At 68.0% G+C, this 26,289-nt stretch carries 16 protein-coding genes; 8 read left to right on the top strand and 8 right to left on the bottom strand.

The annotated features are described in order from the left end of the window. Window positions 1-42: 42 nt before the first annotated feature. The gene (locus P7A99_RS15545) at window positions 43-2,352 is read right to left on the bottom strand and encodes an FdhF/YdeP family oxidoreductase (RefSeq protein ID WP_277794712.1); all 2,310 of its coding nucleotides are present in this window, start codon (window positions 2,350-2,352) and stop codon (window positions 43-45) included. Further along, entirely contained in the window at window positions 2,352-3,167 is an 816-nt protein-coding gene (gene fdhD / locus P7A99_RS15540; RefSeq protein ID WP_277794711.1) for a formate dehydrogenase accessory sulfurtransferase FdhD, read from the bottom strand. Before fdhD ends, P7A99_RS15545 begins: the two co-directional genes overlap by 1 nt. 345 nt (window positions 3,168-3,512) lie before the next feature. Between fdhD and P7A99_RS15535 the strand changes: the two genes are divergently transcribed. After that, a complete protein-coding gene (locus P7A99_RS15535; RefSeq protein WP_277794710.1) occupies window positions 3,513-6,371 on the top strand; it encodes a TonB-dependent receptor domain-containing protein in 2,859 nt (952 codons plus the stop codon). Between the two features lie 204 nt (window positions 6,372-6,575). Here P7A99_RS15535 and P7A99_RS15530 read toward each other — a convergent pair whose 3' ends face one another. The 5 genes from P7A99_RS15530 to P7A99_RS15510 form a co-directional block, all read right to left on the bottom strand. Further along, on the bottom strand, window positions 6,576-8,651 hold the full coding sequence (locus tag P7A99_RS15530; RefSeq protein WP_277794709.1) for a S9 family peptidase: 2,076 nt from the start codon (window positions 8,649-8,651) through the stop codon (window positions 6,576-6,578). 106 nt (window positions 8,652-8,757) lie between these two features. Next, a complete protein-coding gene (gene galA, locus P7A99_RS15525; protein ID WP_277794708.1) occupies window positions 8,758-11,271 on the bottom strand; it encodes a beta-galactosidase GalA in 2,514 nt (837 codons plus the stop codon). 130 nt (window positions 11,272-11,401) lie between these two features. After that, window positions 11,402-14,107, bottom strand: a complete 2,706-nt coding sequence (locus P7A99_RS15520) for a TonB-dependent receptor (RefSeq protein WP_277794707.1) — start codon at window positions 14,105-14,107, stop codon at window positions 11,402-11,404. 206 nt (window positions 14,108-14,313) lie between these two features. Beyond that, window positions 14,314-15,687, bottom strand: coding sequence for a glycoside hydrolase family 53 protein (locus P7A99_RS15515; protein ID WP_277794706.1), 1,374 nt, complete (start codon window positions 15,685-15,687; stop codon window positions 14,314-14,316). 86 nt (window positions 15,688-15,773) lie between these two features. Further along, window positions 15,774-16,658, bottom strand: a complete 885-nt coding sequence (locus tag P7A99_RS15510) for a LysR family transcriptional regulator (RefSeq protein ID WP_277794705.1) — start codon at window positions 16,656-16,658, stop codon at window positions 15,774-15,776. 75 nt (window positions 16,659-16,733) lie between these two features. Between P7A99_RS15510 and P7A99_RS15505 the strand changes: the two genes are divergently transcribed. The 5 genes from P7A99_RS15505 (at window position 16,734) to P7A99_RS15485 (ending at window position 21,081) form a co-directional block, all read left to right on the top strand. Next, window positions 16,734-17,954, top strand: coding sequence for an MFS transporter (locus P7A99_RS15505; protein WP_277794704.1), 1,221 nt, complete (start codon window positions 16,734-16,736; stop codon window positions 17,952-17,954). Beyond that, window positions 17,951-18,652 (top strand): alpha/beta fold hydrolase, encoded by a 702-nt coding sequence (locus P7A99_RS15500; RefSeq protein ID WP_277794703.1) that lies wholly within the window; start codon window positions 17,951-17,953, stop codon window positions 18,650-18,652. Before P7A99_RS15505 ends, P7A99_RS15500 begins: the two co-directional genes overlap by 4 nt. Window position 18,653: 1 nt before the next feature. Then, a complete protein-coding gene (locus P7A99_RS15495; RefSeq protein ID WP_277794702.1) occupies window positions 18,654-18,980 on the top strand; it encodes a gamma-glutamylcyclotransferase family protein in 327 nt (108 codons plus the stop codon). A 180-nt stretch (window positions 18,981-19,160) separates the two neighbouring features. Next, window positions 19,161-20,831: an MFS transporter gene (locus P7A99_RS15490; protein WP_277794701.1), complete on the top strand. Its 1,671-nt coding sequence runs from the start codon at window positions 19,161-19,163 to the stop codon at window positions 20,829-20,831. A 40-nt stretch (window positions 20,832-20,871) separates the two neighbouring features. Further along, window positions 20,872-21,081: a hypothetical protein gene (locus tag P7A99_RS15485; RefSeq protein WP_277794700.1), complete on the top strand. Its 210-nt coding sequence runs from the start codon at window positions 20,872-20,874 to the stop codon at window positions 21,079-21,081. Window positions 21,082-21,087: 6 nt separating this feature from the next. Here P7A99_RS15485 and P7A99_RS15480 read toward each other — a convergent pair whose 3' ends face one another. Next, window positions 21,088-22,488, bottom strand: coding sequence for a helix-turn-helix domain-containing protein (locus P7A99_RS15480; RefSeq protein ID WP_277794699.1), 1,401 nt, complete (start codon window positions 22,486-22,488; stop codon window positions 21,088-21,090). A 131-nt stretch (window positions 22,489-22,619) separates the two neighbouring features. On the opposite strand from P7A99_RS15480, the gene P7A99_RS15475 reads away from it, so the two are divergent. Together P7A99_RS15475 and P7A99_RS15470 are read left to right on the top strand one after the other, a co-directional pair. After that, complete coding sequence (locus P7A99_RS15475; protein ID WP_277794698.1) at window positions 22,620-24,152, top strand: acyl-CoA carboxylase subunit beta; 1,533 nt, start codon at window positions 22,620-22,622, stop codon at window positions 24,150-24,152. Window positions 24,153-24,297: 145 nt separating this feature from the next. Beyond that, window positions 24,298-26,271: an acetyl-CoA carboxylase biotin carboxylase subunit gene (locus P7A99_RS15470; protein WP_277794697.1), complete on the top strand. Its 1,974-nt coding sequence runs from the start codon at window positions 24,298-24,300 to the stop codon at window positions 26,269-26,271. Window positions 26,272-26,289: the final 18 nt, after the last annotated feature.

Below are 26,289 nucleotides of genomic sequence, written 5' to 3'. Positions count from 1 at the left end.
CGTCCTCGCGGACTACGCCGGGCGTGGATCAGCGGCCCTCCGTCAGGCGCCGTGCAGGGTTAACCTCACAGGCGCCGACTTGTAGGCCGGCGTACCACTACGCCGGTCGTGATCCTCAAGTGCTACTAGAGCATTGGTTTCCGGATAGTATGCGGCCACGCACCCGCGCGGAATTTTTCGCGCCACGGCCGTGAAGCCGCGCACAACTCGCGCGCCGGTTTCATCGAAGGCGGCCGCCAGGTCGATGCGCTGCCCCTCCTCGACGCCCAGCGCCGCGAGGTCTTCGGGATTGACGAAAACCACGTCGCGTCGCCCGAAGACGCCGCGATAGCGGTCGTTCTCGCCATAGATAGTGGTGTTGTACTGGTCGTGGCTGCGCAGGGTGGTCAACAGCATCGCCGAGGCGTCGCCCCGGCGAGGATCATCCAGCCCGGTGTGCGGCAGGAAGTTGGCCTTGCCCGACGGCGTAGTCCACTTGCGGTCGGCCGGCGGCACCGGCAGGCGGAAGCCGCCCGGCTGGCGGATGCGGGTGTTGTAGTCGGTGAACTGGGTCGGGAAGACCTGCTCGATCAGGTCGCGGATCTTGTCGTAATCGGCCGTCAGTCCTTCCCAGTCGACCGCGTCGTCCGGGCCCAGCGCCGCCCGGGCGATCCCGGCGACGATGGCCGGCTCCGACATCAGATGCTCGGAGGCCGGCTGGTTCAGGCCGCGCGAGGCGTGAACCATCGACATCGAGTCCTCGACCGTCACCGACTGGCGCACCCCGCCCTGCAGATCCATCTCGGTTCGACCCAGGCACGGCAGCAGCAGCGCCTCGCGGCCGACCAGCAGGTGCGTGCGGTTGGGCTTGGTGGCGATGTGGGCGACGAAATCGACCTTGCGCATGGCCACGTGGGTGCGGACCGGATCGGGCGCTGCGACGGCGAAGTTGCCGCCCAGGCCGACGAACACCTTGGTCTCGCCGGCGCCCATGGCCTCGATGGCCTCGACGACGGTGTGGCCGTGGTCGCGCGGCGGTTCGAAGCCGAACACCTTGGCCAGAGAGTCGAGCAGCGCCGTCGACGGCTTCTCCCAGATGCCGACCGTGCGGTCGCCCTGGACGTTGGAATGGCCCCGCAACGGACAGATCCCCGCCCCCGCCCGGCCGATGTTGCCGCGCAGCAGCAGGAGGTTCACCAGCTGCTGCACGGTGCTGGACGAGCTGCGGTGCTGGGTCAGGCCCATGCCGTAGCAGAGGATCGTGGCGCTGGAGCGGGCGTAGATGGCCGCGGCTTCCTCGATCTCGGCCCGCGACAGGCCACCGACGGCCACGACCTCGTCCCAGGACAGCGCATCAAGGTGCGCCGCAAGGACGTCGAGGCCCGCCGTGTGCTCGGCGATGAAGTCGTCGTCGAGCACAGCCGGCTCGTCGGCGCCGCGCGCGGCGCGGTCGAAGGCCAGGATGGCCTTCATCAGCCCCTGCACCACGGCCGCATCGCCGCCGACGTTCACCTGATAGTAGCGCGAGGCGATCGGGGTCGACGACAGGGTCGCCATCTCGACCGGGTCCTGCGGCGAGGCGAACCGCTCCAGCGCCCGCTCGACCAGCGGGTTGAAGGCCATGATCGTCGCGCCGCGCCGCGAGGCTTCACGCAGGGTGGCCATCATCCGCGGGTGATTGGTGCCCGGGTTATGGCCGAAGCACAGGATCAGGTCGGCGTGGTCGAAGTCTTCCAGGCTGACCGAGCCCTTGCCCATGCCGATCGAGTCCGGCAGGCCGACGCTGGTCGGCTCGTGGCACATGTTCGAGCAGTCGGGGAAATTGTTGGTGCCGACCTTGCGCCCCAAGAGCTGGAACAGGAAGGCCGCCTCGTTGCTGGCGCGCCCCGAGGCGTAGAACTCGGCCTGGTGCGGGCTTTCCAGCGCCTGGATCGCCGCGCCGGTGCGGGCGAAGGCCTCGCTCCATTCGATCGGCAGGTAGCGGTCGCTGGCGGCGTCATAGGCCATGGGATGGGTCAGGCGGCCCAGATCCTCGATGGCGTGGTCGCTCCAGGTCAGCATCTCGCTGACGGTGTGGGCGGCGAAGACCTCGGGCGTGGCGCGCTTGGCCGTCGCCTCCCAGGCCACGGCCTTGGCGCCGTTCTCGCAGAACTCGAAAGACGAGGTGTGCTTGGGATCGGGCCAGGCGCAGCCGGGGCAGTCGAAGCCCTCGGGCTGGTTGGCCCGCATCAGGGTCTTGCCGCCCTCGACGATGGTTTCCTGGTCGGCCAGGGCCCCGGCCACGGCCTTCAGCGCGCCCCAGCCGCCGGCGGGGGCGTCATAGGGCTTCACGCCCGGGATCTTGCCCGGCGCGGAGTTGGAATCATCGGCCATCACGCAACCTCCAGCGCCGCCTCGACCAGCCGGTCGGGACGGGAAAACACCATGTGGCCGTCGGCCCTCGCCAAAGCGACCAGGGTCAGGCCCGACTCCTCGGCCCGGCGCACGGCCAGGTCAGTAGGGGCCGACACCGCGACGATCATGCCCGCGCCCATGCGCACGGCCTTCTCGACCATCTCGAACGAGCAGCGGCTGGTGACCAGAACGAAGCCCACGCCGGCGTCTCGGCCCTCGCGGGCCATGGCCCCGGCCAGCTTGTCGAGCGCGTTGTGGCGACCGACGTCCTCGGCCAGCAACACGACACGTCCTTCCGGGTCGCAGAAGGCGGCCGCATGGGTGGCGCGGGTGCTGCGCCCGAGCGCCTGGGCGGCTTCGAGATCCGCCAGGGCCGCCGGTACGGTCTCGTGGGCGATGCGCACGCCCTCGACGGCGGCCGGCAGCGGCCGCACCGCGTCGGCCAGGCGCTGCACGCCGCAGAGGCCGCAGCTCGAACGGCCTTCCAGGTTGCGCGGACGGGCCTTGCGCCGGACCACGCCCTCGGAAAGGCGCACGTCGACCAGAATGCCCAGGTCCTCGGTGCGCGCCTCGACCGAGACGATTTCGTCGGCCCGGGCCACGCCTTCGGTGATGGTGAACCCGCGCGCCAGATCCTCGACCTGGGCCGGGGTGGCCATCAGCACGGTGTGGGGCCGGCCGTCGAAGGACAGGCCTACGGCCACTTCCTGGGGGGTCCAGCGGTCGGTCGGCGCGGCGCGCCCCGGCGCGCGCCATTCCAGGGCGGATCGAAGGCGGGCGGAAGCATCGGACATGGCCGAAAGACTACAGTTTGGGCGCCGCCGCCGCCATGGCGAAAGACGAACACGGTGTGTGGCCGCCGAGCCACGCGGACAGTTTGCGTCAAGCACAACATAAAACGGCGATTTGCTTCAAAGACAGGACGACAGATTGCCGCCCGATATCCAATCCCACTGCAAGTCTCCGGTATACGATTGGAGCTAAATCACATTCCGCCGTTCCTGTAATTCATCCGAACGTTACAGAACTTTCACCTCACAATCACGAAACAAACCCCGCCCATCCCTGCCCCACGGCGAAATTTTATTCCGCCACCATGGCCTTGGCCGCGAAGCCTTGGCGAATACTGGGGACTATGAATGGCTAGAAATACCTATCTGCTGGGCGCTTCCGCGCTCGTCATCGCCATGACGACCGCGCCGGTGCTGGCGCAGGCCCAGACGACCGACGACACCTCCGCCGTCGAAGAAGTGGTGGTCACCGGCTCGCGCATCGCGCGCCGCGACTACGTCTCCAACAGCCCGATCATGACCATGGGCCAGGACGCGATCGAGAAAACCGGCTCGGTCACGGTCGACACCCTGCTCAACCAGATGCCGCAGTTCGTGCCGGCCGTGTCGGCCACCTCGAACAACCCGTCCAACGGCGGCCAGGCCAACATCGATCTGCGCGGTCTGGGGACCCAGCGCACCATGGTGCTGATCGACGGCCACCGCGTGGTTCCGTCCAACTCGGACGGCACGGTCGACGTCAACATCATTCCCTCGGCCCTGATCCAGAACATCGAGGTGATCTCGGGCGGCGCTTCGGCGACCTATGGCTCTGACGCCCTGTCGGGCGTGGTGAACTTCAAGCTCAACAAGAACTTCACCGGCCTGCAGATGGACGCCCAGTACGGCGTCACCGAGCAGGGCGACGGCAAGGAAAGCTCGCTCAGCCTGACCGCCGGCGGCAAGTACGCCGAGGACAAGGGCCACGCCGTGTTCTCGGTCAGCTACTCGCAGCGCGGCGAGGTCTACAACGCCGCCCGCGACTTTGCGAAGATCTCGGGAGCCTCGTCGACCACCCCGTACGGCCGTTATGACGCCACCGGCACGAACCTGCCGACCCAGGCCGCCGTCGACGCCGTGTTCGCCAAGTACGGATATGCCGCCGGTACGGTGAAGGCCGCCTCGAACCTCGGCTTCAACAACGACGGCACGCTGTTCTACAACGGAGTCAACTACACCGGCTCGGACGCGATCGACTATTCGACGATCCCGGTGGACGGCACCTACAACACCGGCGCCCTGAACCTGCTTCAACTGCCGCTGACCCGCTACTCGGCCTATGCGGCCACCGAGTACGAGATCAACGAGCACGCCGAAGTCTACGGCTCGTTCAACTTCACCCACTACGACTCGCGCACCATCCTGGCGCCGTCGCCGGCCGCCAGCTCGACGGGCTTTACCGTGCCCGTGACCAACCCGTTCATCCCGGACGACCTGTCGACCATCCTGGCCAGCCGCGCCGACCCGACCGCCGACTTCCTGCTGCGCAAGCGCTTCACCGACGTCGGGGCCCGCATCTCGGAAACCACCTTCAACGTGTTCCAGCTGGCGGGCGGGGTTCGCGGCGCCACCGGCTTCAAGGACTGGACCTACGACCTCTACGCCTCGTTCGGCCGCTCCGAACAGAACGAGACCCAGTCGGGCAACGTCAGCCACTCGGCGGTGCAGACCCTGCTGAACGCGGCCGACGGCGGCGCCAGCATCTGCGACGGCGGCTACGACCCCTTCGGCAACAACGCCCTGACGGATTCGTGCCGCTCGTACATCTCGCGTACGACCAAGAACTGGACCGCCGCCGAACAGCGCATGGTCGAGTTGAACTTCCAGGGCGGCCTGTTCAACCTGCCGGCCGGTGAAGTACGCGGCGCCTGGGGCGCGGACTACAAGTTCGACAGCTTCCAGTACGTGCCCGACAGCCTGCTCTCGACCGGCGACGTCGTCGGCTTCAACGCCGCCGACGCCATCAACGCCTCGAGCGACGTCTACGAGCTGTACGGCGAAATCCTGGTGCCAGTCCTGAAGGACCTGCCGTTCGTCAAGTCGCTGAACCTCGACGCCGGCTACCGCATGTCGGACTACGAGACCATCGGCACCGTCGGCGCCTACAAGGTCGACGGCGACTGGGAAATCGTCGACGGCTTCCGCGTCCGCGGCGGCTACCAGCGCGCCGTCCGCGCCCCGTCGATCGGCGAGCTCTACTCGCCGCAGAACCAGGACTATCCGTCGATCAGCGGCGACCCCTGCGCCTACAACAGCAGCTACCGGACCGGCGCCAACGCCGCCACCGTCCGCGCGCTCTGCCTGTCGCAAGGCGTGCCGACGGCGATCATCGACAGCTACACCTACGCCAACAGCCAGGTGAACGCCCTGACCGGCGGCAACCCGGACCTGAAGGAAGAGACCGCCGACACCTACAATGTCGGCTTCGTCTGGACGCCGCGCTTCGAGAACCCGCTGTTCGAGCGCCTGTCGCTGTCGATCGACTACTACTCGATCGACATCAAGGACGCGATCGGCACCATCGACGCCGCCACCGTGCTGGACAAGTGCTACAACGGCGACGCCAACAGCGCCTACTATTGCAGCCTGTTCTCGCGCAACAGCTCGACGGGCGAGATCGACACCCTCACCCTGACCAAACTGAACCTGGCCCGCTACAAGACCACGGGCGTCGACTTCCAGGCGGACTGGGCCTTCGGCCTGGGCGCGGTCGGTCTCGACGACAAGTACGGCTCGCTGAAGTTCAACGTGGTGGGCAACTACCTCGACAGCTTCAAGGTCCAGAGCCTGGCCGGCGAAGAGTTCCAGGAGCTGAAGGGCACGATCGGCAACACCTCGATCAGCTCGGTCGCCGTCTCCCACCCCGAGTGGAAGTTCGCGGCCTCGGCGAGCTGGGCGCTGGGTCCGGTGGACCTGGGCGTGCGCTGGCGCCACATCGGCGAGATGGTCGACGCGGCCGACGCCTCGGAGAAGATCGACGCCGTCGACTACCTCGACCTGAACGGCAACTGGCAGATCAACGACACCTACGCCATCCGCGGCGGCGTCACCAACCTGACCGACAAGCAGCCGCCGTACTTCACCTCGAACGTGCAGGCCAACACCGATCCGTCGACCTACGACGTGCTCGGCCGCCGCTTCTACGTGGCGATCAAGGCCAAGTTCTAAGCCTTCGGGTCTAGGACGAGATCAGGCGGCGAGGTCGAAAGGCCCCGCCGCTTTTTCTTCGGAAACAAGATGCTCCCCCTGAAGGGGGAGTTGTCGCGGAGCGACTGAGGGGGAAGTGAACGCCGCCGCTGCGGCCGCTTCAACCTCATCAGGACCTTCCCCCTCCGGCCCTTCGGGCCACCTCTCCCTTCAGGGGGAGGATCATTACTTCGGCGGCGACTGGAACTTCTCGAACCAGGCCAGGATCGCCGAAGCCTTCGCCGCCGACTGCGAGGGCCGCACGGCCAGGCCGCCGTGGCTGGCGCCAGGCACCTTGACCAGGGCCGTGGGCACGCCGCGCAGTTGCAGGGCCTGATAGTACTGCTCGGACTCGGCCACCGGCGTGCGCAGGTCCTGGTCGCCGACGACCACCAGGGTCGGGGTCTTGACGTTGCCCACCAGCGAAAGCGGCGAGCGCGCCCAGTACCCTTGCGGGTCCTCCCACGGCATCTTGCCGAACCAGTACGAGGCCATGAAGCTGTAGGCGTCGGTGGTCAGCACCTGGCTGGACCAGTTGATCACCGGCTTCTGGGTGGCGGCCGCGGCGAAGCGGTTGGTCTTGCCGACGATCCAGGCCGTCAGGGCGCCGCCGCCCGAGCCGCCGGTGACATAGAGCCGGTCGGTATCGACGAAGCCCTTGGCGACAGCCGCGTCGACCGCGCTCATCAGGTCGTCATAGTCGTGGCTGGGATAGTTGCGGTCGATCTCGTTGGCGAAAGCCTCGCCGTACGACGTCGAGCCGCGCGGATTGGCGTAGACCACGATGTAGCCGGCCGCCGCGTAGAGCTGGTTGTCGGTCGAGAAGCTGGGACCATAGGCCGAGAACGGACCGCCGTGGATCTCAAGGATCAGCGGGTACTTCTTGGCGGGATCGAAGTTGGGCGGCGTGACGATCCAGGCGCCGATGTCCTTGCCGTCGAAGGATGACTTCACCGGCAGGGCCTCGACCTTGCCAAGGGTCTTGGCGCCCAGCAGGTCGGCGTTCAGCGCGGTCAGGCGCTTGGCCTCGCCGCCCTTGCGGGCGATGGCGATATCGGAGGGGCGGCTGGTCGAGCCCTGGGTGAAGGCCACCGTCCCGTCGCGGGCCACGCTGAACGCGCCGCCGCTATAGGGGCGGTCCAGGCCCGCGCCGGTCAGGCCGGTCACCACCGTCTCGACCTTGCCAGACAGGTCCACCCGCGCAACGCGCACCGAACCGTTCTCGTCATAGGAAAGATAGAGGCCGCGGCCGTCGGCCGACCACACCGGGTTATCGATCGAGCGGTCGAGATCGCCGGTCAGCACGCGGCTGTTGCCGCCGTCGATGTCCATCACATAGAGGCGGGTGTTCTCGTAGCCTCGGCGGCGGGCGTCGTCATAGCCGACATAGGCCACCTGGCGGCCGTCGGGCGACACCACCGGATTGGCGTCCGGACCCACACGGGTGGTCAAGGCCTTCAGCGAGCCGTCGGCCAGGGTCAGGCGCCAGACCTCGGCCTCGGCCGGATTGCGCTCCCAGCCCTCGGCGCGGTTGGCCGAGAACAGCAGGTAACGGCCGTCCTTGGTGAAGGACAGCGGCCCCCGGTCGTCGAACTTGCCGAAAGTCAGCTGGCGCGGCGCGCCGCCCTCGGCCGAGACGGTGTAGATCTTCGAGAAACCGGTCTTCAGCGTGCCCTCGCCGTCGCCCCGGAAGGTGACGCGAGTCTCGACGGTCAAAGGCGGCGCCCACTTGGCGTTCTCGGGCTTGCCCTCAGGAGCCGAGCCCAGCTTCGCGCCATCGTCGGGCGTCAGCATGGTGAAGGCGATGGTCTTGCCGTCGGGCGACCAGGTCAGGTCGCTGGGCGCCTCGACCAGGGTGGCCAGGCGCGCGGTGCGGCCGGTAGCGACCCACTGCACGTAGAGCTGGGCGCCGGCGTCGGGCGTGACCTGCACATAGGCCAGTCGCTGGCCGTCAGGCGACCAGCGCGGCGACATGGCGGACCCCTGCCCCGCCACCAGCGGCGTCTGGGCGCCGGTCTTGGTGTCGATCAGCCAGATCGAGCGCACGGCGCGGTCGACAATGATGTCGTTGGAGGCCCGGACATAGGCGATCAGGTCGCCGTCGGGACGGATCTGCGGATCGGAGGCGACTTCCAGGCCGAACAGGTCGCGGCCCGTAAACAGGGCCTGGGGCGCCTCGCGGACGGCCGCGGCGCTGGCCATCGGGCTCGCCGCCGCCAGGGCCAGCAGCGAAACGAGCAGCAGTTTGGTCGGGCGGCGCATGGGCGATCCTGGCGAAGCTTGCGAAAGAAGGGGTGGATACTGCCGCGCTCGCGCCCAGCGTCCACCCCTAATTCCACGCCTCGCGCAAGGATCTTGCGCGGAGCCCTTAGCCCGCCTTCAGCGCCAGCGAGGCCGGCTTCAGGCCGTGAGCCGAGGCCAGCACCCGCACTTCACCGGTCTGGCCGCGCTTGGTGCGCACGATGACCTGGGCCAGGCCGTTGAACACCTTGCGCTGGCTTGCGACATCGCTCTCGTGGCTGGTCGGGTTGCCGTTGCCGACGCCGATCACCTCGCCCGGGCCCGTCACCGAGAACGTGACCAGATCCTCGGCCTTGGGCACGACGCGGCCCTTGGCGTCGACCACCTCGACCTTGAGGATGCCGACGTCCTGACCGTCAGCAGCGAGCGTGGAACGCTCGGTGGTCAGGCGCACCGCAGCGGCCGGACCGGCCGTCTCGCGACGCTGACGCAGGATCACCTTGCCGTCCTTGTAGCCGTGAGCCTCGATCACGCCCGGGGCGTAGGGCACCGACCATTCGACGTGATGGTTGGCCTTGACCTCGCGCACGCCCTGGCTCTTGCCGTTTAGGAACAGCTCGACCTTGTCGCAGTTGCTGTGCACCCAGACCGGGACGGGCTTGCCTTCCTGGCCATCCCAGTTCCAGTGCGGGAACAGGTGCAGCAGCGGCTCTTTCCGCCACCAGGCGCGGTAGTAGTAATAGTTGTCCTTCGGGAAGCCGCAGGTGTCGAGCGCGCCGAAGTGCGAGCTGATGCTGGGCCAGCGGTTGAAGGGCGTCGGCTCGCCGCGATAGTCGAAGCCGGTCCAGATGAAGCCGCCGGCCATCCACGGACGGTCGGCCGCGTGGCTCCACCACTTCTCGGCCGTGGTCGCCCACCAGGGGTGGTCGGTGTCATAGGCCGGGACATAGCTCTTGGCGTCGCTGCGCAGGTACTCGCCGCGCGTGGTGACCGTGCTGCCGCTCTCGCTGCCGATGATCGGCAGGTTCGGGAAGCGGGCGTGGAAGTCGTCCATCTTCTCGTGGCGGTAGTTGAAACCGATGACGTCGAGCTCGGCGGTGATGCCGTCGCCGAAGCCGCTGTCCATGGCCGCCGTGACGCCGCGGGTCGGATCGAGGCGATTGACCAGGCGACGCATGGTCTTGGCCACCTTGCGGCCGCGCGCCGTGCCCTGCTGCGGCTCCTCGTTACCGATCGACCACAGGATGATGCAGGGGTGGTTGCGGTCGCGACGGATCAGCCGCTCCATTTCGTCCAGCGAGGTCGGATCGCTGGACATGCGGCGCGTCTCGGCGATGAACAGCATACCCAGGCGGTCGCAGGCGTCCATCAGCTCGGGCGTGGCCGGGTTATGCGAGGCGCGATAGGCGTTGCAGCCCATCGACTGCAGTTGCTCGATCCGCCAGGTCTGAAGGGTGTCAGGAATGCCCGCGCCGACGCCGGCGTGGTCCTGGTGGTTGCAGGTCCCCTGCAGCTTGACGTGCTTGTCGTTGAGGAACAGGCCCTCCTTCGGGTCGAAGCGCACCGAGCGCACGCCAAAGGTGGTGGCGTAGCGGTCGACCACGACGCCGCCGACCTTCACCTCGGTCGCCAGGGTATAGAGGTGCGGGTTCTCCAGCGACCACAGCACCGGATTGGCCAGGGTCACGGTCTGCGACAGCGACTGGCGCTGCCAGCCCGGCAGGCGGCCGGCCGCCGGGGCCACGGCCAGGGCCGGCTTGCCCGCGCCGTCCAGCACCGTGTGGACCAGGTTGAACTCGACGGCCTCGTCGCCTTCGTTGATCAGGTCGGTCTCGATCTCCAGCGTGCCGTCGACCTTCGACTTCACGAACACGCCCCACTGGGGCACGTGCACCGGGGCGGTCTTGACCAGCCAGACGTGGCGATAGATGCCCGCGCCTTCGTAGAACCAGCCTTCGCCCAGGCTGGCGTCGACGCGGACGGTGATCAGGTTCTCACCGCCCACATTGGCGATGTCGGTGATGTCGACGCGGAAGCTGGCGTAGCCGCTTTCCTCGCTCTCGAGGACGTAGCCGTTCACCATCACCACGGCGTCGCGCATCACGCCGTCGAACTCGATCGACAGGCGGGTCCCGGTCTCGACCGCCGGCAGGGTGAACTTCTTGCGGTACCAGCCGATGCTGTTCTGGGGGAACTCGCGGCCGATGGCCTTGTAGCCGTGGGCGGCGCGCAGGTCCTCGTCATCGGGCTTGCCGCTGGGCTTGTAGTCGGGGTTGTTCTCGAACGGCAGGGTGACGGCCCAGTCGTGCGGCACGGTCACCGGCGTCCAGGCGCTGTCGTCAAAGTCCTTCTGGGCGGCGGCGGCCACCCACCAGTTGGGCGCGTCGGCGCCGGCCTTGGCGTAGGTGCGCTGGTTGGCGCCGTAGCCGAAGTCACGGGCCGGATCCTGGGCGTGGCCGAGGTGGAACTTCCAGTCGAAGTCCAGGCTGGTGCGCTCGCGCGGGCCCAGGTCGACGACGACCGGCGCGGCCTTCTTGGCGGGAGCGGCGGCGGGCTTGGCGGCGCGGGCGGAAGACGCGGCGGCGAAGGCGGCGACGCCGGCGGTGGCGGCCAGGGCTTGCCGGCGGCTGAACTCGACCATCGGGGACCTCTCAAAGCAAAAAAGAAGGGAGGAAGCCGGCGAGGCTCCCTCCCCCAGCAAAGGATCGTCGGGGAGGAGTGACGTCCTGGAAAGAGCCCCTCGCCGAAGCGAGGGGAATGATAGGCGAAGCTTAGAACTTCACCGTGACGTCCATCAGGAAGCGACGACCATAGATGTCGTAGCGGCCCAGACGGTTCTCGTCGCCGTCGCGGTAGGTGCGCATGGCGCGGTTGGTCAGGTTGTTGGCCTGGAAGCGCACGCCGACCATGTCGTTGATCTGGTAAGAGGTGCTGAAGTCCAGGGTCTTTTCCGTGCCCAGGGTTTGCAGTTCCGAGCCGTTCCAACCGTAAATCACGGTCATCGGGCTGTGGTACTTGTAGCCCAGGCGGGCTTCGATCGGACCGTTGGAGTACCACAGGTCGACCGTCGCGGTGTGCTTGGCCAGGCCGGTCAGCGACAGCGGCTTGGTCGACGGCGTCATCTCGTTCAGGTCGGAGTCGACGAAGGCGTAGTTCGAGTAGATCCCGAACTTGTCCAGGCCCGACGGCAGGAAGAAGAACGGCGTCTGGAAGGTCGCCTCGACGCCCTGGATGTAGCCGCCGCCGCCGTTGACCGGGGTCGCAACGGCATAGGTCGTGCCGTTGTAGGTCTCAGGCGTCTGGGTCCAGCCGATGTAGGTGTCGACGTCCTTGTAGTAGTAGGCCAGCGCGAACAGGGCTTCCGGACGGAAGTACCACTCGCCCGACAGGTCGAACTGGACGGCCTTGAACGGCTTCAGGTCCGGGTTGCCGCCCGAGCCGGTGTACGGCGCCCAGGTGCTGAGGGTCTTGCTGGCGCGCAGTTCGTCCAGCGGCGGACGAGCCACGACCTGGGCCAGGCCCACGCGCACGACCTTGCCGTCGCCGAAGTCGAACTTGGCGTTCGCCGAGGGCAGGATGTCGGTGTAGTCGTTGTCGACCGTGACGGCGGTGAAGGTGCTGGCGCCGGCGTCCTGACGATAGCCGTCGCTGCTGGTCTTGGTGGTGACCACGCGCACGCCGACGTTACCCGTCAGCCACGAGCCGGCGAAGCTGTCGGCCGCGAAGTTCAGCTTGGCGTAGGCCTCGCCGACCTTCTCGTTGACCTTCCAGCGCTGGGCCAGGTTGTCGCGAGCGTTCGAGTAGTTGAAGGCGTTGTCGCCGTAGATCGCACGAGCAACCGCGTCGAGGTCGCCGGTGATGATGCCCGGAACGTTGAAGCCGCCGATGTTGTACGAGCTGAGCAGGTTGGCCGGCACGGTGGTCGACTGCAGGCAGTTGCCCCACTCGTCCTGCAGGCTGGCGTCGTAGATGTTGCTCAGGTTGCCGGGGTTGGCGCAGACGAACCACTGGCCTTGGCTGTGGTCCTTGGTGCGGTCCGACACGCGGAAGCCGAACTGCAGGCTCTTGAACGTGCCGCCCAGGTCGCGGGTGAAGTCCAGGGCCCCGGCGACCAGTTCGTCGTTCAGCTGCTCCAGGCCGTCGTTCTGGCCGCCGTTCTCGCCGGCCTTGCCGGCTTGAGCGGTCTGGACCATCGAGATCGGATCCTGCGAGGCGGTCACGAACGGCTTGGCGCCGGCGCGGACGTCATAGCTCAGCGACGAAGGCCAGCTGTCCATGCGGACGGCGCGCCAGTTGTTCTCGCGCTCGGCCTTCGAGTACGAGATGTCGCCGGCGATGACCCACTGGTCCTTGTTCCACTTGCCGTTCAGGCCGGTGGCGAACAGGGTCTTGTCTTCGGTGTAGCGGGCCAGGACCGAGGTGATCGAGCCGTAAGGCAGGGTCGCGGCGACGACGGCGTTGTTTTCCAGCGTGTAGGACGCGCCGGCGCCGTTGTAGTCGCCCCAGTTGCCGTTGTTCCAGTTGCCGCGGTTGCGGGCGTAGACGGCCTGGTCCTGGTCTTCGCGGATCTTGATGTTCGAGTAGAGGGCGTCGAACTTCAGTTCGAAGTTGTCGGTCGGCTTCCACTGCAGGCCAGTGGAGACGCCGTCGCGCTTCTGCTCGAGCTTCTTGACCTCGAGTTGCAGGCCCCACGGAGTGGCGTCGGCCACGCCGTCGCCGTTCAGGTCGCCGCTATAGTCGCTGGCGCCGACGGGGGTGCGGATGTTGGAGTCGTTCCAGCCCCAGCCTTGGAACGACACGTATCCGTTCTTCTGCTTCTGCGAGGTCAGGCCCAGCACCATGGCTAGGTCGTCGTTGAACTTGTGCACGAACGAGCCGCTGGCGCGGTAGCCGGTCTGGCCGTAGTCCGGGATGTCCTTGCCGCCGTCGTAATAGACGGGGCCGGCGCGCAGCACGACCGACGGACCGCGATAGTCCAGCGGGTCGATCGTCTGGATGTTGATGGTGGCCGCGACGCCGCCGGCGATCAGGTCGGCCGACTGCGACTTGTAGACCTGCACGCCCTGCACGACTTCCGAGGGATAGACTTCCCAGCGGACGTTGCGGTCGGGCTCGGACGAGGCGACTTCACGGTTGTTGATGGTGCCCAGCACGAGGCGGGCGCCGAGGCCGCGAACCACGGCCTGGCTGTCGTTGCCGCGGTCGCGGGTGGCGTTCACGCCGGGCAGGCGGGCGATCGACTCGGCGATCGTCACGTCAGGCAGTTGGCCGATGTCCTTGGCCGAGATCGCCTCGACCACCTTGTCGGAACCTTGCTTCACGCCCAGGGCGTCGCGCAGGCTCTTGCGCACGCCGGTGACGACGACTTCTTCGACCTGGGTATCGGCGGTAGCGGCTTCCTGCGCCCAGGCGGCGGAAGAAACGGCGAGCAGGCTCAGACCGCTGGCGGCGGCGAGCAGCATGGATTGTCGGGTCATCTAGTTCCCCCAATTCGGACGCGACGCCTTCTGCGGGCGTGGCTGTCTTCTGGTTTTGCGGAGAGGACCGGCGTCAAACGGCCGGATCAGTGGGGCGCGACGGTCCGCGCCAAAAGAGAGCCGCGCCTCTGACGGGCGCTGGCGCGACGGCTCTGCGGACCGTCGCGCCAGTGCTATTTATCATATCAATCGTATCTGACAAGCCGTCAGGGCTGAACCGGCAGGCGGACGGCGCTGGGCTTGCTGGAAATGGTCGCGGTAACCGCCGAGGCCGAGCCCACGGCCTCAGCCGTCGGAGCCGTGGCGGCGGTAACCGAAGCCCCCGGCATCAGGCGCGTGCGATACACGAAATCGGCGCCCTCGCGAACCATCGGACGCGGCCCGGCCCCGCCCAGGAAGTCGCCGTCGATGAAGGCCGTGGCCTTGTCGCCCGCCGCCACCTTGAAGGTCGTCTCGACCGGCATGGCGTAGGTGGTCGACAGCCACTTGATCCCCTCGACCGGCTGGCCCTTGAAGTCGAACAGGGTCGAGTTTTCCCAGTTCGAACCCGTGCCCCAGCGCGTCTTGCACTTGGTCGAGACCCAGGCCGGCTCCCAGTAGAAGACGCCCGTGCCGCCGTTGGCGAAAACCAGCTGGGTCAGGTCGATCAGGTACTTCTTCTGGCCTTCCTGCGTCGCCGGATAGCCCGGGATCAGAGAATCCTCGCCCAGCAGATTGGGCGAGCTGTCGGCGCCCTCCGTGGTGAACGCATAAGACGTCTCGACCACCACCACGTCGGCCGGATAGGTGTGGCGCAGGCGGTTGATCGTCTCGCCCAGTTGGGCCATCGAGCGCTTGGTCCATTTGCTGTAGTAGCTGATGCCGATCATGTCGTAGTCGGTGACGCCGGCCTTGGCGGCCGCGGCGAACCAGTCCTCGACGGTGTCGGGCTGGGCGATGTGCAGCATCACGCGCGGGTTCTTCGAGCCCTTGGCGCCGGCGTCGCGCACGGCCTTGATGCCGGCATTGAACAGCAGGGCGTTACGCTCCCAGTTGATCGGGTCCTTGGCCTTGGCCAGCGTCGAGACGATCTCGCCGTTGGTCTCGTTGCCCACCTGCACCAGGTCAGGCATCAGCCCCTGGGCGTCGAGCTTGGTCAGGGTGTCGTAGGTGAAGGCATAGAGGGCCTTGGCCTGCTCCGGCGTCGACAGCTTCTCCCACGCCTTGGGAGCCAGTTGCTTCTCACCGTCGGCCCAGTCGTCCGAATAGTGGAAGTCGAGCAGCACCTGCAGGCCGGCGGCCTTGGCGCGCTTGATGCTCTTGGTGACGTCGGCGATGTTGGAATAGTTCGTCCACTGCGGGTCGTTCCACAGGCGGATGCGGGCGATGTTCGAGCCGGCGTCCTTGAAGAACTGGTACTGCTCGACGGTCTTGTCGCCCGAGCGATAGACCGCGCCGCAGTCGTCCATCTCGTTGGCGTAGGAGATGTCGACGCCGAGATAGGTCTTCGGCCCCTTGGCGGGTTCGGCCGCGACAGCGGCGGTGGAGGCCATCAGGCCGGCGATGACGCCCAGGCCCAGCTTCCGAAGATGTCCCGACATGGCGAATACTCCCGTTCTGTCTTTCCCGGCCAATGAAGGCCCGGCCGGGATTTCGAGGCGGAATATCTTCGTATTGATATTACAAATCAACCCTCGGAGCCGAGCGTGATCCTGACAAAGTTTTGCAGGGCGGGTGACGGCGTTTTCCCAGTCACCAGGCTGAGTTGCGCGATCGGCGTTCCGCCGGCGATGGGCCGAAAGACCACCCCGTCCAGCGCCAGCCGCGCCATCGAGACCGGCACGATCGACACCCCGAGCTCGGCCGCGACCAGCGCCACCAGCGACAGCATCTGGGGCGCCGGCTGACCCAGGATCGGCTCGAAACCGGCGCGCCGGCAGGCCTCGACCGCCGCGTCGAAGACGGTGGGGCCAAGCCCCCGCGGCGTAAGGATGAAGGCCTCGCTCCTCAGGTCATGAAGATCGACCGCCTCGCCGGCCGCCGCCGGATGCGACGCCGGCAGCACCGCCACCATCTCCTCGCCGTCGAGGTCGTGCACCCGCAGTCCTGCCAGGTCGACGGCCCCCGGCCGCAGGAAGGCCGCATCCAGCGCCCCCTGCGCGACCTCGGCCGCCAGGTGGGTGCTGTTGGTCTCGCTCAGCGACAGCTCGACGTCCGGATAGCGCCGGCGATAGGCGCGCACCGAGGCCTGCACCGCGCGATTGAGCACAGCCGATCCCGTGAAGCCCAGGCGCAGCGAGCCGCTCTCGCCCCTCGCCGCCTTCTGGGCCTGGACGGCCGCCGCCCTGGCCTGATCGGGCATGTTGCGGACGGCCGCGTGGAACGCCCTGCCCGCCTCGGTCAGCTCCGCCCCGGTCGGCAGGCGCTTGAACAGGGTCACGCCCAGCTCGGCCTCCAGATCCTTGATCTGCTGGCTCAGCGGCGGCTGGCCGATGCCGATCTTCGCCGCCGCCCGCGTGAAGTGCCCTTCCTCGGCGACGACCAGGAAGTAGCGGATGTGACGCAGCTCCACATCATCTCCAAAAGCTATCGAAAATCCGATCGTCATATATTGGACTGTCAGGCGGCGGAGTTCTAGATCACCGCCATGACCGCCGCCGCCACCATCGCCGCCTTGCCCGCCAGGGACACCGGGCGCCTGCGCCGGATGTCGCTGGCGCTGTTCCTCGGCGGCTTCTCGACCTTCAGCCTGCTTTATTGCGTGCAGCCCCTGCTGCCGACCTTCGCGCGGACCTTCGGCCTGTCGCCAGCCCAGAGCGCCATGGCGCTGTCGCTGAGCACCGCCACGCTCGCCGTCGCCATCCTGATGGCGGGCGGCGCGGCCCAGCGGCTGAACCTCAAGACGCTGATGTTCGGCTCCATGGTCCTGGCCGCCACCTGCAACCTCGCCGCCGCCCTGGCCCCGAGCTGGCCGCTGCTGCTCCTCGCCCGCGCCGCCGAGGGCCTGCTGCTGGGCGGCGTGCCCGCCGTGGCCATGACCTACCTTGCCGAGGAAACCGAAGCCTCGGACCTGGCCGCCGCCATGGGCCTCTATGTCGCCGGCACGGCCTTCGGCGGCATGGCCGGCCGCGTCGGCATGGGCCTGCTGCTGGCGAGCTTCGACTGGCGCATGGCCATGGCCGCCATCGGGGCGATCGACCTTGTCGCCGCCCTCGCCTTCTTCGCCCTGCTGCCCCGGCCCCGCCATGTGCGCGCCACCGCGCCCGAGCGCCTTTCCGATCGTCTGTCGACCTGGCGCGAGCCCTGGCGCGAGCCCTGGCGCCGCCCCGGCCTGCTGGCGCTGTTCAGCCTCGGCTTTTGCCTGACCGGCGTGTTCGTGGCCCTGTTCAACTTTGTCGAGTTCCGGCTGGAGAGCGCGCCCTATCACCTGAGCCAGACCCAGGTCGGCCTGATCTTCCTGGTCTACGCCTTCGGCGTCTGGTCCTCGTCGACCGCCGGGCGGCTGGCCGAGCGCTACGGCCGTCGTCGCCTGCTGCTGATCGGCCTGGCCGTCATCCTGGCCGGGATCGTCCTGACCCTGCCGACCAGCCTTGTTTCCATCATCGCCGGCATCGCCCTGGTGACCACCGGCTTCTTCATCGCCCATGCGGTGGCCAGCGGCTGGGTCGGGCGACTGGCGGGACCGGTCAAGAGCCAGTCGGCGGCGCTCTATCTGCTGTTCTACTATGCGGGCTCGAGCCTGGCCGGCGCGGTCGGCGGCTGGTTCTGGCGGCACGGCGCCTGGCCCGCCGTCGCCGGCTTCACCGCCGCTCTCGTCCTGGCCGGCGTCGCCCTGGCCCTGCGCATTCCTCGGGAAGACCCGTCATGACCGACCGCCAGACCCTCGTCTTCCTGCCCGGCCTGCTGTGCGACGCCCGACTGTGGCGAGATCAGGCGGCGGGCCTCGCCGACATCGCCGAGCCGATCATCGCCGACCTGACCCTGGACAACAGCGTCGCGGCCATGGCCCAGCGCGTGCTGGCTGCCGCCCCGCCCACCTTCGCCCTGGCCGGCCTCTCCATGGGCGGCTACGTCGCCTTCGAAATCCAGCGCCAGGCGCCGCAGCGCGTAGAGCGCCTGGCGCTGCTGGCCACCAGCGCCGCGCCCGACACCCCCGCCCGCGCCGAAAACCGCCGCCGCGCCATGGCCGCGCTGGAGGTCGGCCGGTTCCTGGGCGTCACCCAGCGGATGCTGCCGCAGCTGCTGCACGCCTCGCGCCTGGACGAGCCGCTGGGCGCCGAGGTCAAGGCGATGGCCGCCCGCGTCGGCGGCCCGGCCTTCCTGCGCCAGCAGCGCGCCATCCTCGGCCGGCCGGACTCCTGCCCGCTGCTGCCGTCGATCACCGTGCCGACCCTGGTGGCCGTCGGCGACAGCGACCAGCTGACCCCGCCGGCCGAGTCCCGCGCGATCCACGCGGCGATCCCCGGCTCGCGCCTGCACGTCTTCCAAGACTGCGGCCACCTGCCGGCCATGGAACGCCCCGACGAAACGACCGGCCTGCTGCGCGCATGGCTGACGGAGACCTGAGATGACGACGCCCCGCCTGGCGGTCTACGGCTCGCTCGCCCCCGGCCGCCCCAATCACCATCACCTGGCGCCGCTCGGCGGGACCTGGACCCCGGGCGTCGTGCGCGGCCGTTTGGTCGCCGAGGGCTGGGGCGCGGCCATCGGTTTCCCCGGTCTCGTTCTCGATCCCGACGGCGAGGCGATCGCGGTGCAGATGCTGGAGAGCGACGCGCTGGACGCTCACTGGGTCCGCCTCGACGCCTTCGAAGGCGCCGGCTACCGCAGGGTAAGCGTCACGGTCGAGACCGGCGCCGGTCCCGTTGATGCCTGGATCTACGCCCTGGCCTGACCTCCCGGCGGGCTCGTCATGCCACCGGTGGCAGCATCGCCCGGGCCAATCCCCGAAAATCGTCGTTCGCAACCCTGCGTTCCACGAAAGTTCCCCTTTACGTAAGTCGCGAGGCGCCTGCCATCATCCCCCGCAACGATCAGCCGCGCAAAGCGGCGACGCTTTGAGGAGGATACGAGTATGGCGGACGCCGTAGCGACGTCAGGCGCGAAGAACGGAGAGACCGTTCAGCGCAAGGACGCCTTGGTCATCGGCGCGGCGTCGGTGGGCACGGTCTTCGAGTGGTACGACTTCTACCTGTACGGCTCCCTGGCCACCTACATCACCCACCACTTCTTCTCGGGCGTGAACGAGACCACGGGCTACATCTTCGCCCTGCTGGCCTTCGCCGCCGGCTTTGCCGTGCGTCCGTTCGGCGCGCTGGTGTTCGGGCGCCTGGGCGACCTGTGGGGCCGCAAGAACACCTTCCTCGTCACCATGCTCTTGATGGGCCTGTCGACCTTCGTGGTCGGCCTGCTGCCCAGCTACGAGCAGATCGGCGTCGCCGCCCCCATCGCGCTGGTCCTGATGCGACTGCTGCAAGGCCTGGCCCTGGGCGGCGAGTACGGCGGCGCGGCCACCTATGTCGCCGAGCACGCCCCGCACGGGCGGCGCGGCTTCTACACCAGCTTCATCCAGATCACCGCGACCTTCGGCCTGTTCCTGAGCCTGGTGGTGATCCTGGCCACCCGCTCGACCGTCGGCGAGGACGCCTTCCAGGCCTTCGGCTGGCGCATCCCGTTCCTGATCTCGATCGCCCTGCTGGGCGTGTCGCTGTGGATCCGCCTGCAACTGTCGGAAAGCCCGTCGTTCCAGAAGATGGTCAGCGAGGGCAAGGGCACCAAGCAGCCGCTGAAGGACAGCTTCGCCCGCTGGGGCAACCTGAAGATCGTGATCCTGGCCCTCGTGGGCCTGACCGCCGGCCAGGCCGTGGTCTGGTACACCGGCCAGTTCTACGCGCTGTTCTTCCTCGAGAAGATGCTCAAGGTCGACGGCGCCGTGGCCAACACCCTGGTCGCCGTCGCCCTGCTGATCGGCACGCCGTTCTTCGTGGTCTGCGGCTGGCTGTCGGACAAGATCGGCCGCAAACCGATCATCATGCTGGGCTGCGCGCTGGCCGCGCTCACCTACTTCCCGCTGTTCAAGACGCTGACCGCCGCGGCCAACCCGCAGTTGGCCGCCGCCACGGCCTCGGCCCCGGTGACGGTCATCGCCGATCCGGACGACTGCTCGTTCCAGTTCGACCCCGTGGGCAAGACGGTGTTCAACACCTCGTGCGACCTGGCCAAGTCGTATCTGGCCAAGGCCGGCGTCAGCTACGAGAACCAGCCGATCGCAGCCGGCGAAGTGGCCGAGGTCCGCATCGGCGAGACCACCCTGCCCTCGTTCCGCGGCGAGACCCTGTCGAAGGAGCAGTTCGCCGTCGAGAAGAAGGCCTGGGAAGCCAAGCTCGCGCAGGCCCTGAAGACCGCCGGCTATCCCGAGAAGGCCGACCCGGCCAAGATCAACAAGCCGCTGGTGATCTTCGTCCTGACCCTGCTGGTGATCTACGTCACCATGGTCTACGGCCCGGTGGCGGCCATGCTGGTCGAGCTGTTCCCGACCAACATCCGCTACACCTCGATGAGCCTGCCCTACCACATCGGCAACGGCTGGTTCGGCGGCTTCCTGCCGACCACGGCCTTCGCCATGGTCGCGGCTACCGGCAATATCTACTACGGCCTCTGGTACCCCATCGTCGTGGCCGCCGTGACGGCGATCATCGGCATGCTGTTCCTGAAGGAAACCAAGGACGTCGACATCGAGGCCTAGCAACCTTGCGGGCGCTGTCTCTCGGCGACATCCTCTCGGGATGACCAGCCAAGAACAGCGCCTGCTCTCCGCCCTCGCCTGGATGTGCGCCCAGTATCTTGAAGACCGCGGCGGCGAACTCGACCATCTCAGCATGTCCGCCGGCGAACGCGCCGTCGGGCTCCTCGTCGACTATGGCCTTGTCGCACCGTCGGGGCGCGGCGGAACCTGGACGGAAGCGGGCCAGGCCCTGCTCGACCGTATCGACTGAAGCTTCCTATCCCCGCAGCGAGAACGGCACCCAGCGGCGGTCGTCCTCGAACACCTCAAAGGCCCGGTCCACAGGCGGGAAGGCCCGCTGGGAACAGTCGTCGCGCTCGCAGATCCGGCAGCTGACGCCGATCGGCGCCGACGGCCCGGCCAGATCCAGCCCGTCCGCATAGACCAGCTGGTCGGCGTAGCGGGCCTCGCAGCCCAGCCCCAGGGCATAGCGCCGCTCGGCCTGGCGATAGGCGCCCGACGGTTTGACCACCCCGCGCGCGATGCAGACATAGCGCACCGCGTCGGGCATCTGCGCCAGTTGCACCAGCCACGCGTCGGGCCGGGCGAAGGCGTCGTGCACGTTCCAGAGCGGACAGGCCCCGCCGAAGCGGGCGAACTGCAGGCGCGTGGCGCTGTGGCGCTTGGTGATGTTGCCGGCCCGGTCCAGCCGCACGAAGTAGAACGGCACGCCCCGGGCGCCCGGCCTTTGCAACGTGCTGAGGCGATGGAACACCTGCTCCAGGCTGGTCTGGAACGACAGCGCCAAGCGCTCGATGTCATGCCGCGCCGTCCGCGCCGCCTCGCGGAACCGCTCGTAGGGCAGAACGAGCGCGCCGGCGGCGTAGTTCAAAAGGCCCGTACGGCAGACCTTGGCGGCGCTGTCGCTGCGAAAGCCGGCCGCCGCCAGTTCAGCCTCGACGATGTCGGGCAAGGTGAGCGCGGCGATCTGATAGGCCAGCTGGAAGCTGCGCGTCGCCTCCGGATGGGCCGCGCCGATGGTCACCGTGCGGCTGGCGACGTCCCAGTGACGCAGCAGGTCGGGCTCGGCGCCGCGCACCACCCGCACGCCGAGGCGGTCGGCCAGATAGGCCTCCAGCGCCCGCTCGCCGCCTCCGCCGATCTCGGTCGCCAACCCTTCGGCGGCGACGTCCAGGCTATGGATGTAGTTGTTCTTGTAGTGGAAGAAGTCACGGACCTCCTCGTAAGGCAAGAGCGCGCTGGCCGCCCCGCGCTCGTCCAGCGACACGGCCTCCTCGGTCGCCTTCAGCCGTTCGTCGAGGCGGCGATAGGCCCGGTGCAGGTCGAGATAGGCCTTGGCGAGATTCGGCGTATTGGCCACCGCCGCCTTGATCTCCGACAAGGCCGGCGCGTCACCGCCGACGGGCGCGTCGGCCGTGGCCTCGCGCAGGTCGGCGATCAGGCGCTGGTCGTCGGCGGCGTCCAGCGAGGCGGCGTCGACCTCGAACACCCGCATGACGTCGATCAGCACCCGGGCGGTGACCGGCCGCTGGTTGGCCTCGATCTGCGACAGGTAGCTTGCCGACAGCCCCAACTGTGCGGCGCAGGCCTCCAGCTTCCAGCCCTTGGCCTGGCGCAACAGCCGCAGGCGCGGCCCGATGAACAGCTTCTCGCCCATTTCGCAACTTTGCTATTTCACAAGATGCAAGTTCGCAAGCCCTCGCCACAGCCTCAATTTCCTTGAGACTGGAACCCGATACCACGCAAAATCCGTTCTTTGCGACGTTCACAGTCCGGTCGGAGTAAGCCTTGCAACACATCCTGGAAGAGCTGGAGCGTCGTCGCGAGCAGGCGCGGGCGGGGGGCGGCGAGAAGCGGGTGGCGAGCCAGCATGCGAAAGGCAAGCTGACGGCGCGCGAGCGGATCGATCTGTTGCTGGACGAAGGCTCGTTCGAGGAGTTCGACATGTTCGTCGAGCACCGCGGGACCGAGTTCGGCATGGCCGAGCAGAAGGTGCCCGGCGACGGGGTGGTCACCGGCTGGGGCACGATCAACGGCAAGGTCGTCTACGTCTTCTCGAAGGACTTCACGGTGTTCGGCGGCAGCCTGTCGGGCGCCCACGCGGCCAAGATCGTCAAGGTCCAGCGCCAGGCGATGAAGGCCGGGGCCCCGATCATCGGCCTGTTCGACGCCGGCGGGGCGCGCATCCAGGAGGGCGTCGACAGCCTGGCCGGCTATGCCGACATCTTCCTCGAAAACACCCTGGCTTCGGGCGTCATCCCGCAGATCAGCGTGATCATGGGCCCCTGCGCCGGCGGCGACGTCTATTCGCCGGCCATGACCGACTTCATCTTCATGGTGAAGGATACGAGCTACATGTTCGTCACCGGGCCCGACGTGGTGAAGACCGTCACCAACGAGGTGGTCACCGCCGAGGAGCTGGGCGGGGCGCGCGTGCATGCGGCCAAGTCGGGCGTGGCCGAAGGGGCGTTCGAGAACGACCTCGAAGCGCTCACCCAGGTGCGCCGCCTGGTCGACTTCCTGCCCTCGTCCAATCGCGAGAAGGCCCCGATCCGCCAAAGCTTCGATGATCCGCATCGCCAGGAAGCCAGCCTCGACAGCCTGGTCCCCGCCGACCCGGGCAAGCCCTACGACATGAAGGAGCTGATCCTGAAGATCGTCGACGAGGCCGACTTCTTCGAGATCTCCAGCGAGTGGGCCAGGAACATCGTCTGCGGTTTCGCCCGCATGGACGGCCAGACGGTCGGCGTCGTCGCCAACCAGCCGCAGGTGCTGGCCGGGGTGCTCGACATCGACAGCTCCCGCAAGGCCGCCCGCTTCGTGCGCTTCTGCGACGCCTTCGAGATCCCGATCGTCACCCTGGTCGACGTGCCGGGCTTCATGCCGGGCACCAAGCAGGAGTACGGCGGCCTGATCAAGCACGGCGCCAAGCTCCTGTTCGCCTATGCCGAGGCCACCGTGCCGAAGGTGACGCTGATCACCCGCAAGGCCTATGGCGGGGCCTATGACGTGATGAGCTCCAAGCACCTGCGCGGCGACTTCAACTACGCCTGGCCCACCGCCGAGATCGCGGTGATGGGGGCCAAGGGCGCGGTGGAGATCATCTTCCGCCAGGAGGCCAAGGACCCCGAAGCCCTCGCCGCCCGCGAGGGCGAGTACAAGGACCGCTTCGCCAACCCGTTCGTGGCCGCCTCACGCGGATACGTCGACGACGTCATCATGCCCCACGGCACCCGCAAGCGCATCGTCCGGGCCCTGCACTCGCTGAAGGGCAAGGTTCTGACCAACCCCTACAAGAAGCACGACAACATTCCGCTGTGATCGAAGATCCTCCCCCTGAAGGGGGAGGTGGCCCGAAGGGCCGGAGGGGGAAGACCCCGCCACCGCCCGATCAACTTCCCCCTCCGTCGGCTTCGCCGACACCTCCCCTTTCAGGGGGAGGATCTGGTTCCAAGGACCGCCGCCGATGTTCAACAAGATCCTGATCGCCAACCGGGGCGAGATCGCGGTGCGGGTGATCAAGACGTGCCGCCGGCTGGGGATCGCCACGGTGGTGGTCTATTCGGACGCCGACGCCGACAGCCTGGCGGTGGAGATGGCCGACGAGGCCGTGCACATCGGGGCTTCGCCGGCCGCGCAGTCCTACCTGGTCGCCGACAAGATCATCGAGGCCTGTAAACGGACCGTGGCGCAGGCCGTGCATCCGGGTTTCGGCTTCCTGTCGGAGAAGGCCGAGTTCGCCCAGAGGTGCGCCGACGAAGGGATCGTCTTCATCGGCCCCAATCCCGGCGCCATCTCGGCGATGGGCGACAAGATCGAGAGCAAGAAGTTCGCCGCGGCGGCGGGGGTCAGTTGCGTGCCGGGCCATATCGGCGAGATCGCCGACACCGCCGAGGCGCTGACGGTCTCCGAGACCATCGGCTATCCGGTGATGATCAAGGCCTCGGCCGGCGGCGGCGGCAAGGGCATCCGGGTCGCCTGGAGCCGCCAGGACGTCGAGGAAGGCTTCCCGGCCGTGCGGGCCGAGGCGGCCGGCGCCTTCGGCGACGACCGCATCTTCATCGAGAAGTTCATCGAAAGCCCGCGCCACATCGAGATCCAGGTGCTGGGCGACAAGCACGGGAACGTCGTCCACCTCTTCGAGCGCGAATGCTCGATCCAGCGGCGAAACCAGAAGGTCATCGAGGAGGCGCCCAGCCCGCTTCTCGATCCGCAGACCCGCGCGGCCATGGGCGCTCAGGCCGTCGCCCTGGCCAAGGCCGTGAACTATGACTCAGCCGGCACCGTCGAGTTCGTCGCCGGCCAGGACAAGAGCTTCTACTTCCTGGAGATGAACACCCGCCTGCAGGTGGAGCATCCGGTCACCGAACTGATCACCGGCCTTGATCTGGTCGAGCAGATGATCCGCTCGGCCTATGGCGAGCCGCTCGCCTTCGGCCAGGACGATCTGGCCATCAACGGCTGGGCGATCGAGAGCCGGATCTACGCCGAGGATCCCTACCGCAAGTTCCTGCCCAGCATCGGCCGCCTGGTCCGCTACGCCCCGCCCGCCGAGGGCGAGAAGGGCGCGTACACCGTGCGCAACGACGCCGGGGTGCGCGAGGGCGACGAGATCTCGATGTTCTACGACCCGATGATCTCCAAGCTCTGCACCTGGGCCCCGACCCGCATCGAGGCGGTTCAAGGCATGGCCCGGGCGCTGGAGGACTTCCACATCGAGGGGCCGGGCCACAACGTGCCGTTCCTGGCCGCGGTGATGGACCAGGACCGCTTCGTCGCCGGGGCGCTGGCCACCAGCTACATCAAGGACGAGTTCCCCGACGGCTTCTCGGGGACTGAGCCCACCGCTTTCCAGGCCGACCTGCTGACCGCCGTCGGCTGCGCCATGCAGCGTATTCAGGCCCAGCGACTGGGCCGAGCCCGCGCCGACTGGACCGTGGTGGTCGGCCACGGCAAGCAGCGGGTGCATCTGTCCGGCGAGGGCCAGTCCCTGACCGTCGACCTGCTCGACGAGGGCCGTAGCCTCTCCCTGACCGACATCGCCTGGCGGCCAGGCCTGCCGACCTTCCGCGGCGTGCTCGGCGGAACCGCCTTCACGGCGGAAGTCGCCCCCGCGCCCGAGGGCTTCGTCATCCGCCACCGCGCCGCCAAGGCCCGGGTGCTGGTGCTCACCGCCCGCAGCGCCGAGCTGCACGACAAGCTGCCCGCCAAGGCCCCGGCCGACACCTCAAAGCTGGTGCTCTCGCCGATGCCCGGCCTTGTCGTCTCCATGGACGTCGCGGTCGGCCAGCAGGTTCGCGAAGGCGAGGTCGTCTGCGTGCTCGAGGCCATGAAGATGCAGAACATCCTGCGCGCCGAGCGCGACGCCGTCGTCAAGACCGTCAACGCCAGGCCCGGCGACCCCGTCGCCGCCGACCAGGTGCTGGTGGAGTTCCAGTGAGCCTCGCCGACCTCGCCA

Source organism: Caulobacter endophyticus, from assembly GCF_029543245.1.
Classification (GTDB): domain Bacteria; phylum Pseudomonadota; class Alphaproteobacteria; order Caulobacterales; family Caulobacteraceae; genus Caulobacter; species Caulobacter endophyticus_A.
Note: the sequence above shows the minus strand (reverse complement) of the source record. Positions and strands in the feature narration are given on the sequence as shown.

Bases quoted from the DNA above. Each gene is read 5' to 3' on its own strand.
- P7A99_RS15530 (WP_277794709.1), bottom strand. From the start codon at position 8,651: ATGCGCCGCCCGACCAAACTGCTGCTCGTTTCGCTGCTGGCCCTGGCG.
- fdhD (WP_277794711.1), bottom strand. From the start codon at position 3,167: ATGTCCGATGCTTCCGCCCGCCTTCGATCCGCCCTGGAATGGCGCGCG.
- P7A99_RS15495 (WP_277794702.1), top strand. From the start codon at position 18,654: ATGACGACGCCCCGCCTGGCGGTCTACGGCTCGCTCGCCCCCGGCCGC.
- P7A99_RS15490 (WP_277794701.1), top strand. From the start codon at position 19,161: ATGGCGGACGCCGTAGCGACGTCAGGCGCGAAGAACGGAGAGACCGTT.
- P7A99_RS15535 (WP_277794710.1), top strand. From the start codon at position 3,513: ATGGCTAGAAATACCTATCTGCTGGGCGCTTCCGCGCTCGTCATCGCC.
- P7A99_RS15480 (WP_277794699.1), bottom strand. From the start codon at position 22,488: ATGGGCGAGAAGCTGTTCATCGGGCCGCGCCTGCGGCTGTTGCGCCAG.
- P7A99_RS15545 (WP_277794712.1), bottom strand. From the start codon at position 2,352: ATGGCCGATGATTCCAACTCCGCGCCGGGCAAGATCCCGGGCGTGAAG.
- P7A99_RS15470 (WP_277794697.1), top strand. From the start codon at position 24,298: ATGTTCAACAAGATCCTGATCGCCAACCGGGGCGAGATCGCGGTGCGG.
- galA (WP_277794708.1), bottom strand. From the start codon at position 11,271: ATGGTCGAGTTCAGCCGCCGGCAAGCCCTGGCCGCCACCGCCGGCGTC.
- P7A99_RS15485 (WP_277794700.1), top strand. From the start codon at position 20,872: ATGACCAGCCAAGAACAGCGCCTGCTCTCCGCCCTCGCCTGGATGTGC.
- P7A99_RS15505 (WP_277794704.1), top strand. From the start codon at position 16,734: ATGACCGCCGCCGCCACCATCGCCGCCTTGCCCGCCAGGGACACCGGG.
- P7A99_RS15500 (WP_277794703.1), top strand. From the start codon at position 17,951: ATGACCGACCGCCAGACCCTCGTCTTCCTGCCCGGCCTGCTGTGCGAC.
- P7A99_RS15515 (WP_277794706.1), bottom strand. From the start codon at position 15,687: ATGTCGGGACATCTTCGGAAGCTGGGCCTGGGCGTCATCGCCGGCCTG.
- P7A99_RS15520 (WP_277794707.1), bottom strand. From the start codon at position 14,107: ATGACCCGACAATCCATGCTGCTCGCCGCCGCCAGCGGTCTGAGCCTG.